The sequence below is a fragment of the Streptomyces sp. A5-4 genome (assembly GCF_051131715.1).
Lineage (GTDB): Bacteria > Actinomycetota > Actinomycetes > Streptomycetales > Streptomycetaceae > Streptomyces.
On the sequence record NZ_CP178591.1, the window covers coordinates 2,209,109 to 2,225,049 of the forward strand.

At 70.5% G+C, this 15,941-nt stretch carries 12 protein-coding genes, 2 pseudogenes and 1 riboswitch; of the genes and pseudogenes, 3 read left to right on the top strand and 11 right to left on the bottom strand.

Going from position 1 to position 15,941, the window contains the following annotated elements; genetic code table 11:
• Positions 1-10 precede the first annotated feature (10 nt).
• Genes ACLLJJ_RS10160 through ACLLJJ_RS10175 form a run of 4 tightly spaced genes read right to left on the bottom strand, consistent with a single transcriptional unit; the run spans position 11 to position 4,549 of the window.
• Positions 11-865 carry a fumarylacetoacetate hydrolase family protein gene (locus ACLLJJ_RS10160; RefSeq protein ID WP_434589133.1) on the bottom strand — a complete coding sequence of 285 codons (855 nt, stop codon included), beginning with the start codon at positions 863-865 and terminating at the stop codon, positions 11-13.
• 27 nt (positions 866-892) lie between these two features.
• Positions 893-1,957, bottom strand: a complete 1,065-nt coding sequence (locus ACLLJJ_RS10165; RefSeq protein ID WP_434589135.1) for an ABC transporter permease — start codon at positions 1,955-1,957, stop codon at positions 893-895.
• The gene (locus tag ACLLJJ_RS10170) at positions 1,950-3,488 is read right to left on the bottom strand and encodes a sugar ABC transporter ATP-binding protein (RefSeq protein ID WP_434589137.1); all 1,539 of its coding nucleotides are present in this window, start codon (positions 3,486-3,488) and stop codon (positions 1,950-1,952) included. Before ACLLJJ_RS10170 ends, ACLLJJ_RS10165 begins: the two co-directional genes overlap by 8 nt.
• Positions 3,485-4,549: a sugar ABC transporter substrate-binding protein gene (locus ACLLJJ_RS10175; RefSeq protein ID WP_434589139.1), complete on the bottom strand. Its 1,065-nt coding sequence runs from the start codon at positions 4,547-4,549 to the stop codon at positions 3,485-3,487. The genes ACLLJJ_RS10170 and ACLLJJ_RS10175 overlap by 4 nt, the downstream gene beginning before the upstream one ends.
• A gap of 197 nt (positions 4,550-4,746) precedes the next feature.
• Between ACLLJJ_RS10175 and ACLLJJ_RS10180 the strand changes: the two genes are divergently transcribed.
• Entirely contained in the window at positions 4,747-5,448 is a 702-nt protein-coding gene (locus ACLLJJ_RS10180) for a FadR/GntR family transcriptional regulator (protein ID WP_434600366.1), read from the top strand.
• A gap of 907 nt (positions 5,449-6,355) precedes the next feature.
• On the opposite strand, the pseudogene ACLLJJ_RS10185 reads toward ACLLJJ_RS10180, so the two are convergent.
• A pseudogene (locus ACLLJJ_RS10185) lies at positions 6,356-6,586 on the bottom strand (transposase); the annotation flags it as partial.
• Positions 6,587-6,716: 130 nt separating this feature from the next.
• On the opposite strand from ACLLJJ_RS10185, the gene ACLLJJ_RS10190 reads away from it, so the two are divergent.
• Together ACLLJJ_RS10190 and ACLLJJ_RS10195 are read left to right on the top strand one after the other, a co-directional pair.
• Positions 6,717-6,848 (top strand): hypothetical protein, encoded by a 132-nt coding sequence (locus tag ACLLJJ_RS10190; RefSeq protein ID WP_434589141.1) that lies wholly within the window; start codon positions 6,717-6,719, stop codon positions 6,846-6,848.
• Positions 6,820-6,939, bottom strand: a riboswitch (FMN riboswitch). (Overlaps the previous gene by 29 nt.)
• A 668-nt stretch (positions 6,940-7,607) precedes the next feature.
• A pseudogene (locus ACLLJJ_RS10195) lies at positions 7,608-8,423 on the top strand (chitinase C-terminal domain-containing protein); the annotation flags it as partial.
• A gap of 782 nt (positions 8,424-9,205) precedes the next feature.
• Here the strand turns inward: ACLLJJ_RS10195 and ACLLJJ_RS10200 are convergent.
• The 6 genes from ACLLJJ_RS10200 to ACLLJJ_RS10225 are packed head-to-tail and all read right to left on the bottom strand — an operon-like array spanning position 9,206 to position 15,887.
• Entirely contained in the window at positions 9,206-10,447 is a 1,242-nt protein-coding gene (locus ACLLJJ_RS10200; RefSeq protein WP_434589142.1) for a beta-ketoacyl-[acyl-carrier-protein] synthase family protein, read from the bottom strand.
• Positions 10,444-10,713 (bottom strand): acyl carrier protein, encoded by a 270-nt coding sequence (locus ACLLJJ_RS10205; protein ID WP_434589144.1) that lies wholly within the window; start codon positions 10,711-10,713, stop codon positions 10,444-10,446. The genes ACLLJJ_RS10200 and ACLLJJ_RS10205 overlap by 4 nt, the downstream gene beginning before the upstream one ends.
• Positions 10,686-11,810 carry a beta-ketoacyl-ACP synthase III gene (locus ACLLJJ_RS10210; RefSeq protein ID WP_434589146.1) on the bottom strand — a complete coding sequence of 375 codons (1,125 nt, stop codon included), beginning with the start codon at positions 11,808-11,810 and terminating at the stop codon, positions 10,686-10,688. Before ACLLJJ_RS10210 ends, ACLLJJ_RS10205 begins: the two co-directional genes overlap by 28 nt.
• A 38-nt stretch (positions 11,811-11,848) precedes the next feature.
• Positions 11,849-12,700, bottom strand: coding sequence for an SDR family NAD(P)-dependent oxidoreductase (locus tag ACLLJJ_RS10215; RefSeq protein ID WP_434589148.1), 852 nt, complete (start codon positions 12,698-12,700; stop codon positions 11,849-11,851).
• Positions 12,697-13,935 carry a 3-oxoacyl-ACP synthase III family protein gene (locus tag ACLLJJ_RS10220; RefSeq protein WP_434589150.1) on the bottom strand — a complete coding sequence of 413 codons (1,239 nt, stop codon included), beginning with the start codon at positions 13,933-13,935 and terminating at the stop codon, positions 12,697-12,699. Before ACLLJJ_RS10220 ends, ACLLJJ_RS10215 begins: the two co-directional genes overlap by 4 nt.
• Positions 13,932-15,887: an acyl-CoA dehydrogenase family protein gene (locus ACLLJJ_RS10225; RefSeq protein ID WP_434589152.1), complete on the bottom strand. Its 1,956-nt coding sequence runs from the start codon at positions 15,885-15,887 to the stop codon at positions 13,932-13,934. The genes ACLLJJ_RS10220 and ACLLJJ_RS10225 overlap by 4 nt, the downstream gene beginning before the upstream one ends.
• Positions 15,888-15,941: the final 54 nt, after the last annotated feature.

Sequence of the window (15,941 nt, forward strand, 5' to 3'; positions counted from 1 at the left end):
GGGCTGCCTCTCACGCTCGGTCGAAGGTCTGGCGCTGGCTGCCGAGGCCGTCGATGGACAGCTCGACGGTGTCGCCGGGGCGCAGATAGGGAGTGCCGGGCAGGCCGAGCGCGACTCCGGCGGGGGTGCCGGTGTTGATGACGTCGCCCGGTTCGAGCACCATGTAGCGGCTCAAGTACGCGATGATGCGCGCCACTTGGAAGATCATGTCGCGGGTGTGTCCGTCCTGCCGCTTCTCGCCGTTGACGGCGAGGTGGAGCGCCAGGTTCTGCGGGTCGGGGATCTCGTCGGCGGTGACGAGCCAGGGGCCGAGCGGGTTGAACGTCTCGCAGGACTTGCCGATGTCCCACTGCGAGGAGAAGTCGAGCTGGAACTCGCGCTCGGACACGTCGTGGCTCACGGCGTATCCCGCGACGCACCCCAGGGCGTCGACGGGTCCTTCCAGGTAGCGGGCTCGGCGGCCGATGACGACGCCGAGCTCCACCTCCCAGTCGGTGCGGCTGGAGTCGCGCGGGATGAGCACGTCGTCGTACGGGCCGACGACCGTGCCGGGGTCCTTCATGAAGACGACGGGGCGCGGCGGTATGGCCGCGCCGGTCTCCTCGGCGTGGTCGCGGTAGTTGAGGCCGATACAGACGACCTTGCCGGGGCGGGCGACGGGCGCGCCGACGCGAAGGTCCCGCGCGCCTTCGAGCAGGGGCACTTCGCCGGCGGCGAGCGCCTCGCGGACCCGCTGCACGGCGTCGCCGGCGAGGAACGCGCCGTCGATGTCCGGGGTGAGGGCGGACAGGTCGTACGTCAGGCCGCCGTCGGAGAGGAGCGCGGGGCGCTCCTGCCCGGCGTCTCCGAGTCGCTGAAATTTCATGGCACTTTTCCTCAGGTGGTGGGGCGGTCAGTCCTGGGCCCGGCCGGTGGTGACGCGCGCGATCATCAGGGCGACGAGGATGATCCCGCCGTAGATCGCCTGGATCCAGAAGGACGGCACCTGCGCGAGGGTCAGCAGGTTCTGTACGACGCCGAGCAGCAGGACGCCGGTGAGCGCGCCGAACATGGTGCCCTTGCCGCCGTCCAGGCTGATCCCGCCGATGACGGCGGCGGCGAACACCGTGAAGATCATGTTCTGGCCCTGGTTGGCGTTGATCGCGCCGACGTAGCCGGTCTGCATCAGGCCGCCGACGGCGGCGAGGGCGCCCGCGACGACGAACACGCCGAGCATCACCCGCTCGACGCGGATACCGGCGGCCCGTGCGGCGGCCGGGTTGCCGCCGATCGCGAACAGCGCCCGGCCGACCCGGTGGTACTTGAGCACGAAGCCGGCGACGCCGAAGGAGACCGCGGCGAGCCACACCGACAGCGGCACGGCGAGGAAGGTGGTGGTGGCGAGCGTGTAGAAGGCGTCCGGCATGCCGAAGAGAGTCTTGCCCTCGGTGGCGCCGACGAGCAGTCCGCGCAGCACGATCAGCATGGCGAGCGTCACGATGAACGCGTTGAGTTTGAGCTTGACCACCAGCAGGCCGTTGAAGACACCGATGAGCGCGCCGATGACGACGATCGCCAGGATGCAGACGAAGACGGGGAGTTCGACGCCGAACCCGGCCTGAGCGGCGGGCAGGACGAGCAGCGCGCCGACGGCCGGAGCGATGCCGACGACCGATTCCAGCGACAGGTCGAACTTCCCCGTGATGAGCACCAGCGCCTCGGCGAGCACGACCATCGCGAGCGCGGCGGACGCGCCGAGGATCGAGATGATGTTGCGCTGGGTGAGGAAGGTGTCGTTGACCAGCGAACCGAAAAGGACCAGTACCAACAGGGCCGGTACGAGCGCCAGTTCCCGGGCCCGCTTCAGCAGCACGTCACGCGCGCCGGACGGTTTGGCTGCCCGGCCGCCGGTCTTGCCCGTGCTGTCCGGGGCGGGGGCGGTGGTCTTCGAGGCCGACGGGGCCGTCGTGTCAGCCACGGTCTACTCCTTCGATGGATGCGATCAGCTCGTGGTCGTGCCAGCCAGCCGGGTGATCGGCGACGACACGGCCGTGGAAGAGGACCAGGACCCGGTCGCAGCGGCGCAGGTCGTCGATCTCGTCGGACACGACGAGGACCGCCGTGCCGTCCTGGCGCGCGCTGTCCATGCGCGCGAGCAGGGATTCCTTGGACCGCACGTCGACGCCCGCGGTGGGGTTGATGAGGACGAGCAGCCGGGGTTCGGAGGCGAGCGCCCGCGCCATGACGACCTTCTGGGCGTTGCCGCCCGACAGGTCGGACACGGGCTGTTCGGGTCCCTCGGCGTGGATGTCGAGCCGGGTGATGAGCTGCGCGGCCTCGGCGCGCTTGCGTTCGGTGGCGACGAAGCCGTACCGGCCGAGCCGCCCCAGGACGCTCATCGTGGCGTTGTCGCCGATGCTCATGCCGGAGACCAGGCCCTGGTCGTGCCGGTCGCGGGGCACACAGCCAACACCGGCCTTCAGCGCCGCGGGTACGTCGCCGAACGGCAGCTTCCTCCCGTCGAGTTCGGCGCTGCCCGCATCCGGTGCGTACAGCCCGGCGAGGGTCTCGGCCAGCTCGACCTTGCCGCTGCCGCTGCTGCCGGCGAGTCCGACGACCTCGCCCTCTCGGACGGTCAGGCCGATGTCCTGGTACGCCGCGGAGCCGAGCCCGGTGACCTGCAGCCGTACCGGGGCGTCGTCGGGGACATGGGCGCGCACGGCGCTCTCCTCCGCTGTCACCGCCTCGCCCGCCATCGCCTCGACCAGCGCGGCGCGCGGCAGTTCGGTGACGGGCGCGGTGACGATCCAGTGGGCGTCGCGCAGCACGGTGACGGTCTGGCACACCTCGTACACCTCCTGGAGGTGGTGCGAGATGAACAGGAACGTCACCCCGGACTCCTGGAGGGCCCGCATCCGTGCGAAGAGCCGCTCGATCTCCTTGTTGTCGAGTTGGGCGGTGGGCTCGTCGAGGACGATGAAGCGCGCGCCGAAGGACAGGGCGCGGGCGATCTCGACCATCTGCCGGTCCTCGACCTTGAGGTCGGCGGTACGGGCCCCAGGGTCGACTCGTACGTCCCAGGTCTCCAGCACCCGCGCGGCCTCGGCGCGCAGCTTCCGCCAGCTGATCAGACCACCGCGGCCGGTGGGCTGGCGGTTGATGAAGAGGTTCTCGGCGACCGTCAGCTCGGGTACGACGGTGGGCTTCTGGTAGACGCAGGCGACCTTGGCGCGCCATGCGTCGCGGTCGGAGAGCGCGGGCGCCGTCCCGCCGTCGAAGAGCACGGTGCCGGCGTCCGGCGCCTGGAGTCCGGTGAGGATGGTGACGAGGGTGGACTTGCCGGCGCCGTTGCGGCCGACCAGCGCGTGGGACTCGCCCGGCATGACGGTCAGCCGGCCGTCCTGGAGGGCGGTGGTCGGGCCGTAGCGCTTGGTGATGCCGGAGGCCTCGACGAGCGGGACCCGGGGTTCGGCGCCAGGTCCGGTACGGGGGCTGGTTTCGGTACTCACTTGACCGTGTTGCCCCACAGCTTGGGGTCGTCCACGTTCTCCTTGGTGACCAGTGGCGCGGGCAACTGGTCCTCAAGCATCCCGTTGGGGTGCTTGACGATCACGGAGTCGTGGTCGGTCGGGCCCGGCTTGAAGGTCTTCCCCTCCATCGCCGCCCTGATGTAGTGCATGCCGTACTTCGCGTAGGTGTCGGCGGGCTGCGAGATCGTCGCGTCGATCTCGCCCTCGCGGATCGCGTCGAACTCCTGCGGGATGCCGTCGTTGGAGACGATCGCGATATGGCCCGGCGCGCCGGCCTTCTTGAGCAGGTTCTTGCTCTTGAGCGTCTGGAGGGTCGGCGCCAGGTACACCCCGCCGGCCTGCAGATAGATGCCCTTGATGTCCGGGTTCGCGTTCAGCAGGGTGTCGAGCTTGGACGCCGCCGTGTCGGACTCCCACTTGGCCGGGATCTCCAGGACCTTCAGCTTCGGGTGGTTCTTCTTGACGCACTCCCGGAACGCCTCGGAACGCTCCCGGCCGTTGACCGAGGCCAGGTCCCCCATGATCTGGACGACCTTGCCGCCCTTGACGGTCCTGCCAAGGAATTCGCAGGCCTTTTCGCCGTACGAGACGTTGTTGGCCCGCACGATCATCGCGACCTTGCCCTTCTCGGGGGCCACGTCGACGGCGACGACAGGGACGCCCTTGCGCTCGGCCTGGTCGAGCCCGGCGGATATCGCGGCGCTGTCGAGCGGAGCGACGACCAGTCCCTTCACACCCTGGTTGAGCTGGTTGTTGATGTCGGTGATCTGCTGGGCGGGGTCGCTGTTGGAGTTGACGGTCTTGAGCGCGTCGACGTCCTCGGACTTGGCCATCTTGGGCACGTAGTCGTTGTACGACTGCCAGAACGGCGAAGTCAGCAGGGGCAGGATCACGCCCACCTTGCCGCTGCCGTCGCCCTTGGCGGTGTCCGCCCGCATGTCCTTGGTGCTGCCGCACGCGGCGAGCGCGAGGGAGGCACAGGCCGCCAGGGCCACCGTGCGTGCCGCTCTTGTCCTGTTCCCCACTGTCCTGCCAGTCATCAGACGGCTCCTCACCGAAGGAAAGCATTGGGTGCGCGACCGGGTCCCGAATCGGGCCGCGCCGAATATTTATCAGACCTTTCACCCCCTCCGACACCCCTCAGAGCCCATTTTCACGAGAAAAACGGTCTATTGGTCCGATGACTTGCACGGTTAGACTGCCGCGACGTCGAACGCCGGGAGGGGCAGAAGTGAGCATCGCGGAGGACGTAACGCCCGAAAAGGGATCGGTGACGCAGCGTGCCATCGAACAGATCAAGACGATGATCGGCGGGGGCCTTCTCGTACCGGGCCAACGCCTGCCCACCGAGCGGGACTTCGCGGCGAAGCTGGGCATATCCCGCGGCTCGATGCGCGAGGCCGTCCGCGCGCTGACCACGCTCGGGGTGCTGGAGGCCCGGCACGGCTCGGGCATCTACGTCACCCAGCTGGAGGCCGTGGACCTGCTGGAGACCTTCGGGATCGTCGCCGAGATCTCCCCCAAGCCCCGGCTCGCGGAGCTCCTGGAGGTCCGCCGGATCCTGGAGTCCAGCGCGACCGCGCTCGCCGCGGCCCGGATCACCGACGCGGACCTGGCCGAGGTCGAGAAGCAACTGGCCGCCATGAACGCCACCGAGGAGGCCGAGGAGTTCCTCGCCGCCGACATGGCCTTCCACCGCGCGATCGCCCGCGCGGCCGGCAACGACGCGCTGGCGGCGATCATCGACGGGCTCTCCTCACGCACGTTCCGCGCACGGGTACGCCGAGGCCACCAGGAGGTGGGAGCCTTCGGCCGGACCCGCGAGGAGCACCGCAGAATCTTCCGCGCCCTGGCGGCCCGCGACCCGGAGGCGGCGCGGGTGGCGGCGGCGGCACATGTGGGAGCGGTGGAGGAGTGGCTGCGGGAGCAGCTCGACTGAGGGGCCGGCCCGGCCCGGCCGACCACGAGCCGAACCCCGCCGGAACCGAATCCCGGCCGAATGCGCGCCCCGGACCTGACAAAAGGCCCCCACTCCAGTGGGGGCCTCGATGGTTCCGCAGCTTGAAACGTTCCTGCATGCAAGCCGCGCGGTGGGGCGGGTGGGACTCGAACCCACGGCCGACGGATTATGAGTCCTTTGGGAATCTTGGCGGCCCTTGCTCCTCTGCTCTGATTTTGGACGTTTTCCCAGTTCAGAGTGCGTGCCGTGCGCTGGTGCTCTGGAGCCTTTGTCAGTCTGTTCCTGTCCTTGCGTCCCCAATGTGTCCCCAACGAGTCCCCTTGGGGACGGGCGGAGTGGTCCGGGGACGATCGCGACAGCTCGGAGCGGGTAGCCGAACCTCCCCGCAGCGGATTTGCCTTCCAACGCGCAGAGGCTCCGCCCCTGAACTGGGGCGGAGCCTCTGCGGCCATTCATACAGGCCAGACATCCCGCCACTCTACCCGGCAGATCCTCTCTACTCCAGGGTGAGCTGTATGGAGTTGGGCGGCTGCGGCTTCCGGCGCGCTGTGTGGAGGATGAATCCCCCGCCAGGGGGTTCGATCCTCGTCGCCTTCAAGAAGCGCGCGGCCTGCTGACGCGCCCACCCTTCCTTCATCGCCTCGAAGACCGCCCCGGCGGGGTCGAGGTGCACGACGTTCGGGGCCAATACAAGCCGGGCTGACCCTGGAGCCTCCGTCACCACAAGGCTGTTGTAGCCAACGCAACATTGTTGCGGCAGTCATTCAGATCCCAGGTCGCCGCTTTGAGTGGACGCTCGGTCAGCGACTTCCGCAGGACGTCAACCAGCAGTAACGGCAGGCGCGTTAGGTCATCGAGTGTTGCATTAGGCGCAATTCATCGCGTTTTCGGTCCAGTCCCGCAGACGCCGCCAGGCCGTCACCCCGCTGCAGCCCACCAGCTCTGCGGGAACATCCCGCCAGCTCACACCCTTGCGTAACACGTACACGACGCCCCGCAGAGCAGCCCGGTCATCGGTCGGCAACCGCCCCGGATACCGGTGCCGCCGGGGCGGTCGAAGCGGCAGCAGCGGGGCTATGCGTTCCCACAGGGCATCAGGCACAAGATCAGCAGACACCCACCAAATCCTGCCGACACAACGCCCAACCACGGGGCCACCACACCGATCTCGCGTGCGGCGCCGCCAGGTCCTCCTGCCTCAAACGGGCACGGCCGCCGGGGCCTGTCGGGATACGACAGAGAAGCGGGTGCGCACGCGGGGACGCCGAGGCCGGACGAACGGCCTCTTCGAGACGTATCCGCTGGGTACGCCGATGGACCGCCGACGGCGGCGTACCGGTGACCGGCTCGCCGCGCACTGCCTCCCCTCCGGACTGTGACCGTCGGTCCAGGAATTTCACCTGCCCAACCGCCCGCTGGCCGCGGACGACAACCGCCGGTCCGGAATTGCACCGACCCCGGAGTGCGCTACTACTGCTACTCGGGCCAGTGTGCCACGGGCGATCGGCGGCCATGCGGGTGAGCGCGTGTGGCCTGGATGACACACCAGCCATCCTTGAGCGCCACTGTCGCGTCGGCTGGGCTCGGCCGGCGCGGGACGCGCACTTCCGACCGAGCGTTGGTCCAGACCTATTGAGGTTGGTCTAGTCCTCTTAACGTTCCCTTCATCTTTTCAGGGAGCCAGCCCGTCGGATGTGCGCACGTCGCGGGCCAACCAGCGTCACCTTTGCGCATGTTGATCCACGTTGTGTCCTGACATCCTCCCCTCCCCAGGAGGCACCACGCCGTCCCCCATACGTACGAGAGCGATCCTTCTCGCATCCGGCGCCGCAATCGCCGGACTGCTGGTCGGCGGCCTCTCGGCCGGCGTCTCGCACGCCGCCGACAACGAGTCGTGTCGCCCCGACGGGCTGTACAAGACGGCCGGCGTCGACGTCCCGTACTGCTCGGTCTACGACTCCGAGGGCCGCGAGAAGATGGGCGCGGACCACCAGCGCCGCGTCATCGGCTACTTCACCGGATGGCGCACCGGCAAGGACGACACCCCCGCCTACCTCGCCAACAACATCCCGTGGTCCAAGGTCACTCACCTGAACTACGCCTTCGCCCATGTCGGCGGGGACAACAAGATCTCCGTGGGCACGATGGTCTGGGAGATGGCGGGCGACTACGCCTGGAACGCCGCGAAGGGCCAGTACGAGATGGGCGACACACTCACCTCGCTGATGTACGACAAGTTCAAGGCGGCCTCTCCGTACGGCGCGAGCAAGTCCAACACGGCGCTGCCGAAGAAGGCCGTGGACGTGACTACGGAGTTCACCGAGTTCAAGCTCGGCGACTCCAACTACCCGATCACGCCGAAGATCAAGATCACCAACAACACCCGGACCACACTGCCGGGCGGCCCCGAGTTCCAGTTCGACTACGCGATCTCGGCTCCGAACAACGCCTCGGATCAGTCCGGATTCGGCACGAAGGTGATCAGCAGCGACCACACCGGCAGCAACGTCGGTGGTCTGAAGGGCGACTTCCACCGGGTCTCCCTCAAGCTCCCGGCGTGGCAGGCGCTGGCACCGGGCGCCTCGGTCGACCTGGCGTTCAACTACTACCTGCCGGTGTCCACGCCCTCCAACTGGACGGTGAACATCTCCGGCACGACCTACGCCCTCGCCGGCGACCTGGCGCGCGGCACCACGGTGGTGGAGCCTGGCACCACGACCCCGCCCACCACTCCGCCCACCACTCCGCCGACAACTCCCCCCACCTCCCCTCCGACCACGCCGCCTCCGGGCGGCACCTGCACCAACCCGGCGTACGTCGCGGGTCAGGTCTACAACAGCGGCAACGCGGTCTCGCACAAGGGCCACAACTGGAAGGCCGGTTGGTGGACGCAGAACGAGGAGCCCGGCACCACCGGTGACTGGGGCGTCTGGAAGGACCAGGGCGCGTGCTGACCCCCGGTCTGCCCGCTTGGCGGTTGGGTCGGCGGCGAGTTTGCGGGCGATCGTGAGCCAGTCCACGCCGGCGAGTCGTAGGTCAATGGCGTCCGAGCGGCGGCGCGCGATGGCCGCACGCGCGGCTTTGTCGGGGCGGCCCACGGCGGGGGTCCTTCACAGCTCGGGTGCGCCCCCGCGCCCATTCCATGATCGCACTTCACGGAGAGGTTTCCGTCGGGCCGTCGGCAGGCAGCCCTGTCGCAGCAACGCCGCCTGAATCAAGCTCCGTTGAGGTGCGCGCTGCTACGTCGAACGCGGAGACAGCGCCCAACGGAACACGCCGGAGGCGCGCGGACCTCTGCCCTACTTGGCCATTCCGACGCTTGCCCAGGGGGAGCAGAGGTCTACACCCGCCCTGAGCAAAGGCGGGCTCCTACCCAAACGAAGGAACACACGGACGCAACATTGCTGCCATCGCGCAGCGTCGAGTTTCAGCGTCGGATGGAGCTCGGTTCGATCACGCATGTGGTCGAACCGAGTGCATCCGCGCACACGGTTCGGCCCTCTTCTGGAAGGACACCGAACCGTTGGACGTGACCGTGGTGGAGCAGGCGTTCGCCTGCTCCGGGGTGGCTGCCGTTGGGATCTACCTGACAAAAGGGCTGCTCAATCAACTTCCGCCTCTGATCGACTCGTGGCGCGGATTCCTCCGCGCCCTGCGCGGTGATGAGACAACCGCGCAGTCAGCCGTGTATGGCTTTCACCGGCGTGCACGACCGGGGGCGTACGGGGCCGCAGGCCTATGCGGGGCGGAAGGCCAGCACGGTGTTGTGCCCGCCGAAGCCGAAGGAGTTGCTCAGGGCGAGACCGATCTGCTGTTCCCGGGGTGGGCCGGCTACCAGGTTCAGCGGTGGACTGCCTGTCTCGGTCTCCTCGAAGTTGGCGGTGGGCGGAACGAGCTGGTGCTCGATGGACAGGACGGTGAGGGCGGCCTCGATGGCCCCCGCGGCGCCCATGGTGTGCCCGATGACCCCCTTGACGGAGGTGACCGAGGGCCCGCCGTCGCCGAACAGGCGGTGGAGGGCCGCGGCCTCGGCACGGTCGTTGAGTGGTGTGCTGGTGCCGTGCGCGTTGACGTGGTCCACCTCGCGCGCGGTGGCCCCCGCGGAGCGCAGGGCCTCCTGGGTGGCACGGTGGATCCCGTTGCCCGCCGGATCGGGCGCGACGGGATGGTGTGCGTCGGCGGATGCGCCGTATCCGGCCAGCCATGCCCGGACCGGCGCGGACCGGGCGCGGGCATCGGGGCCGCGCTCCATGACCAGGACGCCGGCCCCCTCCGCCAGCACGAACCCGTCCCGCCCGCGGTCGAAGGGGCGCGATGCCGCCGCCGGGTTCTCGTGGCGTCTGGAGAGGGCCCCCATCTTGGCGAAGGCGGCGGCACACAGCGGGGTGATCATGGCGTCGCTCCCGCCGGCCACGGCGATGTCGCACGCGCCGCTGCGCAGAAGCAGGGCCGCTGTGATGAGCGCGGTGGCACCGGACGCGCACGCTGTGGCGGTGTGCAGCGCCGGACCGCGCGCGCCCAGTGCGATGGCCAGCTGCCCGGCGGCCATGTTGGGCAGGAAGGACGGCAGGGTCATGGGTGACACCGCCCGTGCACCGGAGCCGATGAACTTGCGGTGCTGCTCCTCATACGTCGCCACGCCGCCGGCAGCCGACCCGAGGACGACCGCGACTCGTGCGCCGTCCCAGTCGGCGGGGGACAGCCCGGCGCCCCGTACCGCTTCGTCCGCCGCGGCCAGGGCGAACTGGGTGAAGCGGTCGAACCGCCAGGGCTGTGAGCCCCGCACCCGGGTGCGGGGGTCGAAGCCGGGCACCCGGCAGGAGAGGGAGACGGGGAGCCCGGTGAGCGACGGATCGTCGGCCGCGGTCGGCGCGCCCGCGCAAATCCGCGCCCAGGTCTCCTTCACTTCCCCTCCCGCGGGGGTGACGAGCCCGATGCCGGTGACGGCGAGGTCCGCACCGGCCGTACTCGCCGTCATGTCCGGTCCGCCGCGCCGGCCGTGGGGTGGCCGGCGGCCAGCTGTGACTCGATGTACTCGGTGATCCGGCGGACCGTCAGGTCGGCGGCGGCCTCGCCCCCCTCCAGGGGGACGCCCCAGTGGTCCTGGAGGGTCACGAACAGCTCCACCACGGCGAGCGAGTCCAGCTCCAGGGCGTCGAGGGAGACGTCGGGGCCGATGAGCGCGGCGTCCGCCTCGAACTTGTCGGTCAACACGGTCACGAGATGGTCGTAGACGGACTGCATGACTTCCTCCTGGGTGCGCGGTGGCTTGTGGAAAGGACGGAACGGGTCTCGGGGTCGGCGGTGCACGGTGCGGCTGAGGGCCACCTCAGTGCCACCGACCCCCAGGTCAGGCCGCCGCCGAAGGCGGTCAGCAGACTGCGCGCCCCCGGCCGCACCACGCGGCGCGCGGCGGTGTGCGCGAGGGCGAGGGGGATCGAGGCCGCCGCGGTGTTGCCGACCTCGCGGATATTGCCGAAGCGGCAGTGGGCGGGGACGGCGAGCCGCTCGGCGACGGAGTCGAGGATGCGCTGGTTGGCCTGGTGTCCGATGAAGGCCCCCAGGCCGGCCGGCTGCCAGGCGGCGCTCTCCAGCACGCTGCGTGAGGACTCCGTCATCCGCTGCACCGCCTGTGCATACACCTCCCGGCCGCTCATGCGGAAGTAGCGGGCGTCGCGGCTCGTCCGGGCAGAGTCGGGGCGCCGGGAGCCGCCCGCGGCGATCGCGATCAGATCGCTGCCCGAGCCGTCCGCGCCCAGGTGAACGGCTTCGAGCGCCCCCGGTTCGCCTCGCTCTCCGGCACGTAGAAGTACCGCTCCGGCGCCGTCGCCGAAGATCACCGCGGTGTCCCGGTCCAATGGGTCGACGATGGTCGAGTACGTCTCGGCGCCGATCACCAGCGGTCGTGTGCAATCGCCGCTTCGGATCAGCGCGGTGGCGACTGTGAGGCCGTACAAGAAGCCCGAGCAGACAGCCGCGAGATCGAAGGCGGGCACGGTGCCCAGGCCCAGTCGGTGTGCGACCTCCGGCGCGGTGGCGGGGCAGCGCCGGTCCGGAGTGGTGGTGGCCACAATGACGAGGTCCGCCGACGCACCGGCCGAGGCGAGGGCGGCGCGCCCCGCCGCCACTGCCAGGTCCCCGGTGCTGGTGCCGGCGTGGACCTGGCGGCGGCGGGCGATGCCGGTGCGGGTGCGGATCCACTCGTCGGTGGTCTCCAGGCCGCCGCGGCGTGCGACGTCCTCGTTGGAGAGGATCCAGGGCGGCAGGCAGCTGCCGATGCCGTTGATTACGGCGGTGGGTCCTTGGGATGTGATTACGGCGGTGGGTTCTTGGGATGTCATCTGTGCTGTCCTGAACTCTCGGTTCTCCGGGCGGGCGGTCATGTCACGAACGGAGAGGGCGGCTTCGCGATGCCCGCGAGCCCGCAGTCGGGTACCGAGGCGCCGCCGTCGAGCAGCAGGGCGTGGCCGGTGAGGAAGGAAGCGGCGGGAGAGACGAGGAAGAGCGTGGCGTGGGCGACTTCCTGCGGTTCGGCCCACCGGCCCATCGGGACGTGAGCCATCAGCCAGTCGGAGAGCGGCTCCGCCGTGTGCACCGAGGCCGTCATGTCGGTACGGGTCCAGCCGGGGCACAGGGCATTGACGCGGATGCCCGTACGGGCCCAGCCGACGGCGAGGGAGCGTGCGAGGGAGATCTGGGCCGCCTTGGTCGCGGCGTAGGCCTCCATCAGGGGGGCGCCGACGACACCGGCGAGGGAGGACATCAGCACCACGCTGGCCCGTGGCGAGGCGCTGAGATGGCGGTGCGCGTGGCGGCACAGGGCGGCGGTGGCATTGAGGTTGACGGAGACGACGTGGTCCCAGCTCTCCTGTACGGAGTCCTGGAGCGGAACCATGGCGGCGCTGCCGTCGGGGTGCGAGGGAAGGATGCCCGCGTTGTGGACGAGGATGTCGAGGCCGCCGAGCGCGGCGGCTGCCCCGTCCACCACGGCGCCCGCCTCTTCCGGCGCGGCGAGGTCGCCCGGTACGAGCACGGCGTCGTGACCCTCCTTCGCGACCAGCTCCGCGGTCCGCGCGAGCGCCTCCGGGGTACGGGCGGAGAGGGCGAGACGGCCGCCGGCCCGGGCCAGGGTGACCGCCACCGAGCGGCCGATGCCGCGGGAGGCGCCGGTGACCAGGACGCGGGCGCCGTCCAGGCGGAACGGGTCGGGAGTGGTGTGCACGGTGTTCATGAGGAACTCCTCTTCGGGGGCTGGGAGGTCTGTCCGGCGGATGCGGCCGCATGGGCTGCGGACGCGTGGGGGAGCAGTGAGCCGGATGCGCTGCCCCTGCCGTTGGGGGAGGGGAGCGGGGGCGGACGGGCGGCGCTCTGCGCGGCGGCGGTGGGGGCCAGCCGGATGGAGGAGGCTCCCGTCCACGTCAGAAGTGCGCCGCCCCAGGTCAGCCCGGCCCCGAAGACGGCGACCAGGACCCGGCCGCCCACCGGCAGGAGCCCTTGGGCGGCCGCACTGGCCAGGGCGTACGGGGCGCTCGCGGCACCGATGTTGCCCACCTCGTTGCCGACGATGAGCATCCGGTCGCGGGGGATGCCGATCCGGTCGCCGAGGGTGCGCAGCAGTACCGGATTGGGCTGGTGGACGATGAAGGCGTCGATGTCGTCGAGCTTGATCCGGTTACGGACCAGCGTCTCGCTCACGATGAGGGGGAAGATCTCGGAGATGAAGTCGCGCACCGCCCGCCCGTCCATGTGGATCCGGTGGCGGAGAGTGCCGAGGGTGTCCGTGCTCGCGGGCGCCCGGCTCCCTCCCGCCGGGATAAGAACGTGGTGCGCCCCCGTCCCGTCGGAACCGAGGCGGAAGTCCTCGAACCCGCCGCCGACGGGTACCGGGCCCAGGACCGAGGCCGCCGCGCCGTCGGCGAAGAGCACGGCGGTGCCCCGGTCCGCGGGGTCGACGAACTTGGAGTACACCTCGACGCCGACGACGCCCGCGTACCGGGCCGAGGGGTTCGCGGTGAGCCAGTTGTGCGCCACCTGGGTGGCGAACAACCATCCAGAACAGGCCGCGCCGACGTCGAGGGCCACGGCGTTCCGCGCCCCGGTGAGCGCCTGCACCCGGCAGGCGGTGGAGGGGCCGAGTTCGTCGGGGGTGGAGGTGGCGACGATCAGCAGGTCCAACTGGTCGATGTCGATGCCGGCGGCGGCGACGGCGGCGCGCAGGGCGGCCGCGGACAGGTCGGAGGCGGCCTCGTCCGGTGCCGCGGTGTGCCGGGACCGCACCCCCGTTCGTTCGGAGATCCAGTCCGCCGTCACTCCGGCTGTCCGGGCGACCTCCTCGTTGGTACGGATCTGCCGGGGCAGGTAGCTGCCCATGCCGAGGATGCCGATCGGCCGTCGCGACGGCGCCTCCGACGCAACTGCCGGTTCGGCCAGCGGTGTTCGGCCGTTCTTGGGAGTCCGGTCGGTCATGTCTGTGCCCCTTGCTTCGAGGAGTGTGAGGAGTGCCAGGAAAGGGTCGCGATCAGTGCCGAGGTGTAGTCCTCGTCGGCCAGGGGGGCGCGTACGAGGTCCGAAGGGTGGCCGAATGCCGCTTCCAGCAGCGGGAGTTGTGGGATGAGCCGGTCGCAGAGGTCGGCGGCGGCGCCCTCCAGCACGTCCAGGTCCTCCGGCCGCAGTGTTCCCGCCGTCAGCAGGGACCCGGCCCACTGGCGGGCGGCCGTGACGCCGCCCAGTGCGGCGAGCGCCGCCAGCGTGCTGTGCGCCCCGGGGTCCGTGACCCGGGTGAGCGCGTGCGTCACGTCCTGAGCCGCGAGCCGGGAGGCATACGCCTCCCCCAGCTCTCCGGCCCGCAGCAGCAGGGGGTTCCACAGCGCGAAACCCTTCGCGCCGCGGGCGGCCTCCTGGTCGTGGGCGTGACTCAACCGCTGGGTGAGGCGTTGCTCGTGGGCCTCGATGACGGCGGACCACCAGGCCGGGTCCAAGGCGGCGGAGGCACCGGTGGGGACCGGCGGGTGCTCCTGCGGCGATACGGCCGGATCCGCCTCGGCGGTCAGGGACTGACCGAGGTCGTAGTAGATCAGCTGGCTGTCCCCGCCGGCCGGATCGAAGGCGTGGTGGAAGCCGTGGTATCCGGCCAGCCGGTTGGCGTCGAGGTGACCCGAGTAGCCGCACAGCCGCTGGCAGGCGGCGGTGATCCGGGCGGCGGCGCGTACGCAGTGCGCCTTGTAGGCCGACAGGGGGCGGCTCACGGCCGCCCAGGGAGCGAACGTCATCGGGTCCTGGGCGTCCCCGCTGGGGACCGTGCCGGCTGCGGCGGCCGCATCGTCCCGGCCACCGCCCGTGCGCGTACCGCTCGCGTCGAGGGACTGCCGCAGCAGGGTCCGGGCGTGGGAGGCGGCGCAGGTCAGAGCGAAAGACTCGGCGAACGCTCCGAGCAGCGCGTACTGGTGGCTGCGGTACGACAGCAGTGGGATGCCCGGTGCGAGCCGCCCCTGGGTACGGCGCTGTCGTGCGTACTGCAGAGCCAGCACCGCGGACTGCCGGGACACCGCCGCGGCCACCGACGGCAGCGTCCCCCAGAGCCCCTGGCCGACGCACAGCGTGCGCCCCAGACGGGCGTCCGTATCGGGCAATGGGTCGCGGAACGTGCCGTCGGCGGTGATCGACGCGTCGTCGCGCAGCCAATTCCCGTACGGGAGCCGGACTCCGCCGAAACGTACGAGGGCGTAGTCCAGGGGCAGGGCCCCCAGTTCCAGCCGCGAGGAGATCTCGATGCCGGGCAGCGGGCCGTCCGCACCGGTGAGCTTCACTACGAAGGGGAAGACCCCGCAGTCCTCTCCCCGTACCAGCAGCCGGGCCAGGACGACCACGGTGCGCGGAGCGCCGTGGGCCGCCGTTCCGCAGAACTTGGCCGCCCCGTCGTCGGGGGAGCGCAGCAGGAACTCGCGGGTCGCCGGGTCGAAGGCGGCTTCCGTACGGGTGGCGAGGTGGCTGTTGGCCTGGCCCGCCTCGGTGATGAGGTAACCGCCCCTGGCCCGCCCCGACTCCAGCGCCTCGAACTCGGGCGCCAGTTCTTCGTGCTGCGGTGCCAGCCGTGCCATCGACCCCAGGCACAACAGGTGGTGGGTGACCAGGGCCATGCACAGGGAGGGGTCGCTGACCGCCGCCCAGGAGAGCACCGCGGCGAGCTGATCGGGATCGGCGAGCAGCCTGCGGGCAGGCGGCACGGCGTCGCACAGGGCCCGCAGCCGTTCGTCCACCTGCTGTTCGTGCGGCGGCGAGGGCATTCCCGGCGGAAGGGGGTCGCGGGCCAGCGCCTGGTGCAGACTCGACAGCAACTGCGGCTCGCAGCTGCCGTGTATGAGCCGCCGCAGATGCGCGACGAGCGGGGTTACGGGTTCGGCGGGAAGTCCAGCGGACACGGAACGCCTCCGGAGGGTTCGGCGAGCGGAAACGGAAAGGAACGGGTCGAGGGG

Bases quoted from the DNA above. Each gene is read 5' to 3' on its own strand.
- ACLLJJ_RS10160 (WP_434589133.1), bottom strand. From the start codon at position 865: ATGAAATTTCAGCGACTCGGAGACGCCGGGCAGGAGCGCCCCGCGCTC.
- ACLLJJ_RS10175 (WP_434589139.1), bottom strand. From the start codon at position 4,549: ATGACTGGCAGGACAGTGGGGAACAGGACAAGAGCGGCACGCACGGTG.
- ACLLJJ_RS10200 (WP_434589142.1), bottom strand. From the start codon at position 10,447: ATGACGGCGAGTACGGCCGGTGCGGACCTCGCCGTCACCGGCATCGGG.
- ACLLJJ_RS10205 (WP_434589144.1), bottom strand. From the start codon at position 10,713: ATGCAGTCCGTCTACGACCATCTCGTGACCGTGTTGACCGACAAGTTC.
- ACLLJJ_RS10210 (WP_434589146.1), bottom strand. From the start codon at position 11,810: ATGACATCCCAAGAACCCACCGCCGTAATCACATCCCAAGGACCCACC.
- ACLLJJ_RS10215 (WP_434589148.1), bottom strand. From the start codon at position 12,700: ATGAACACCGTGCACACCACTCCCGACCCGTTCCGCCTGGACGGCGCC.
- ACLLJJ_RS10220 (WP_434589150.1), bottom strand. From the start codon at position 13,935: ATGACCGACCGGACTCCCAAGAACGGCCGAACACCGCTGGCCGAACCG.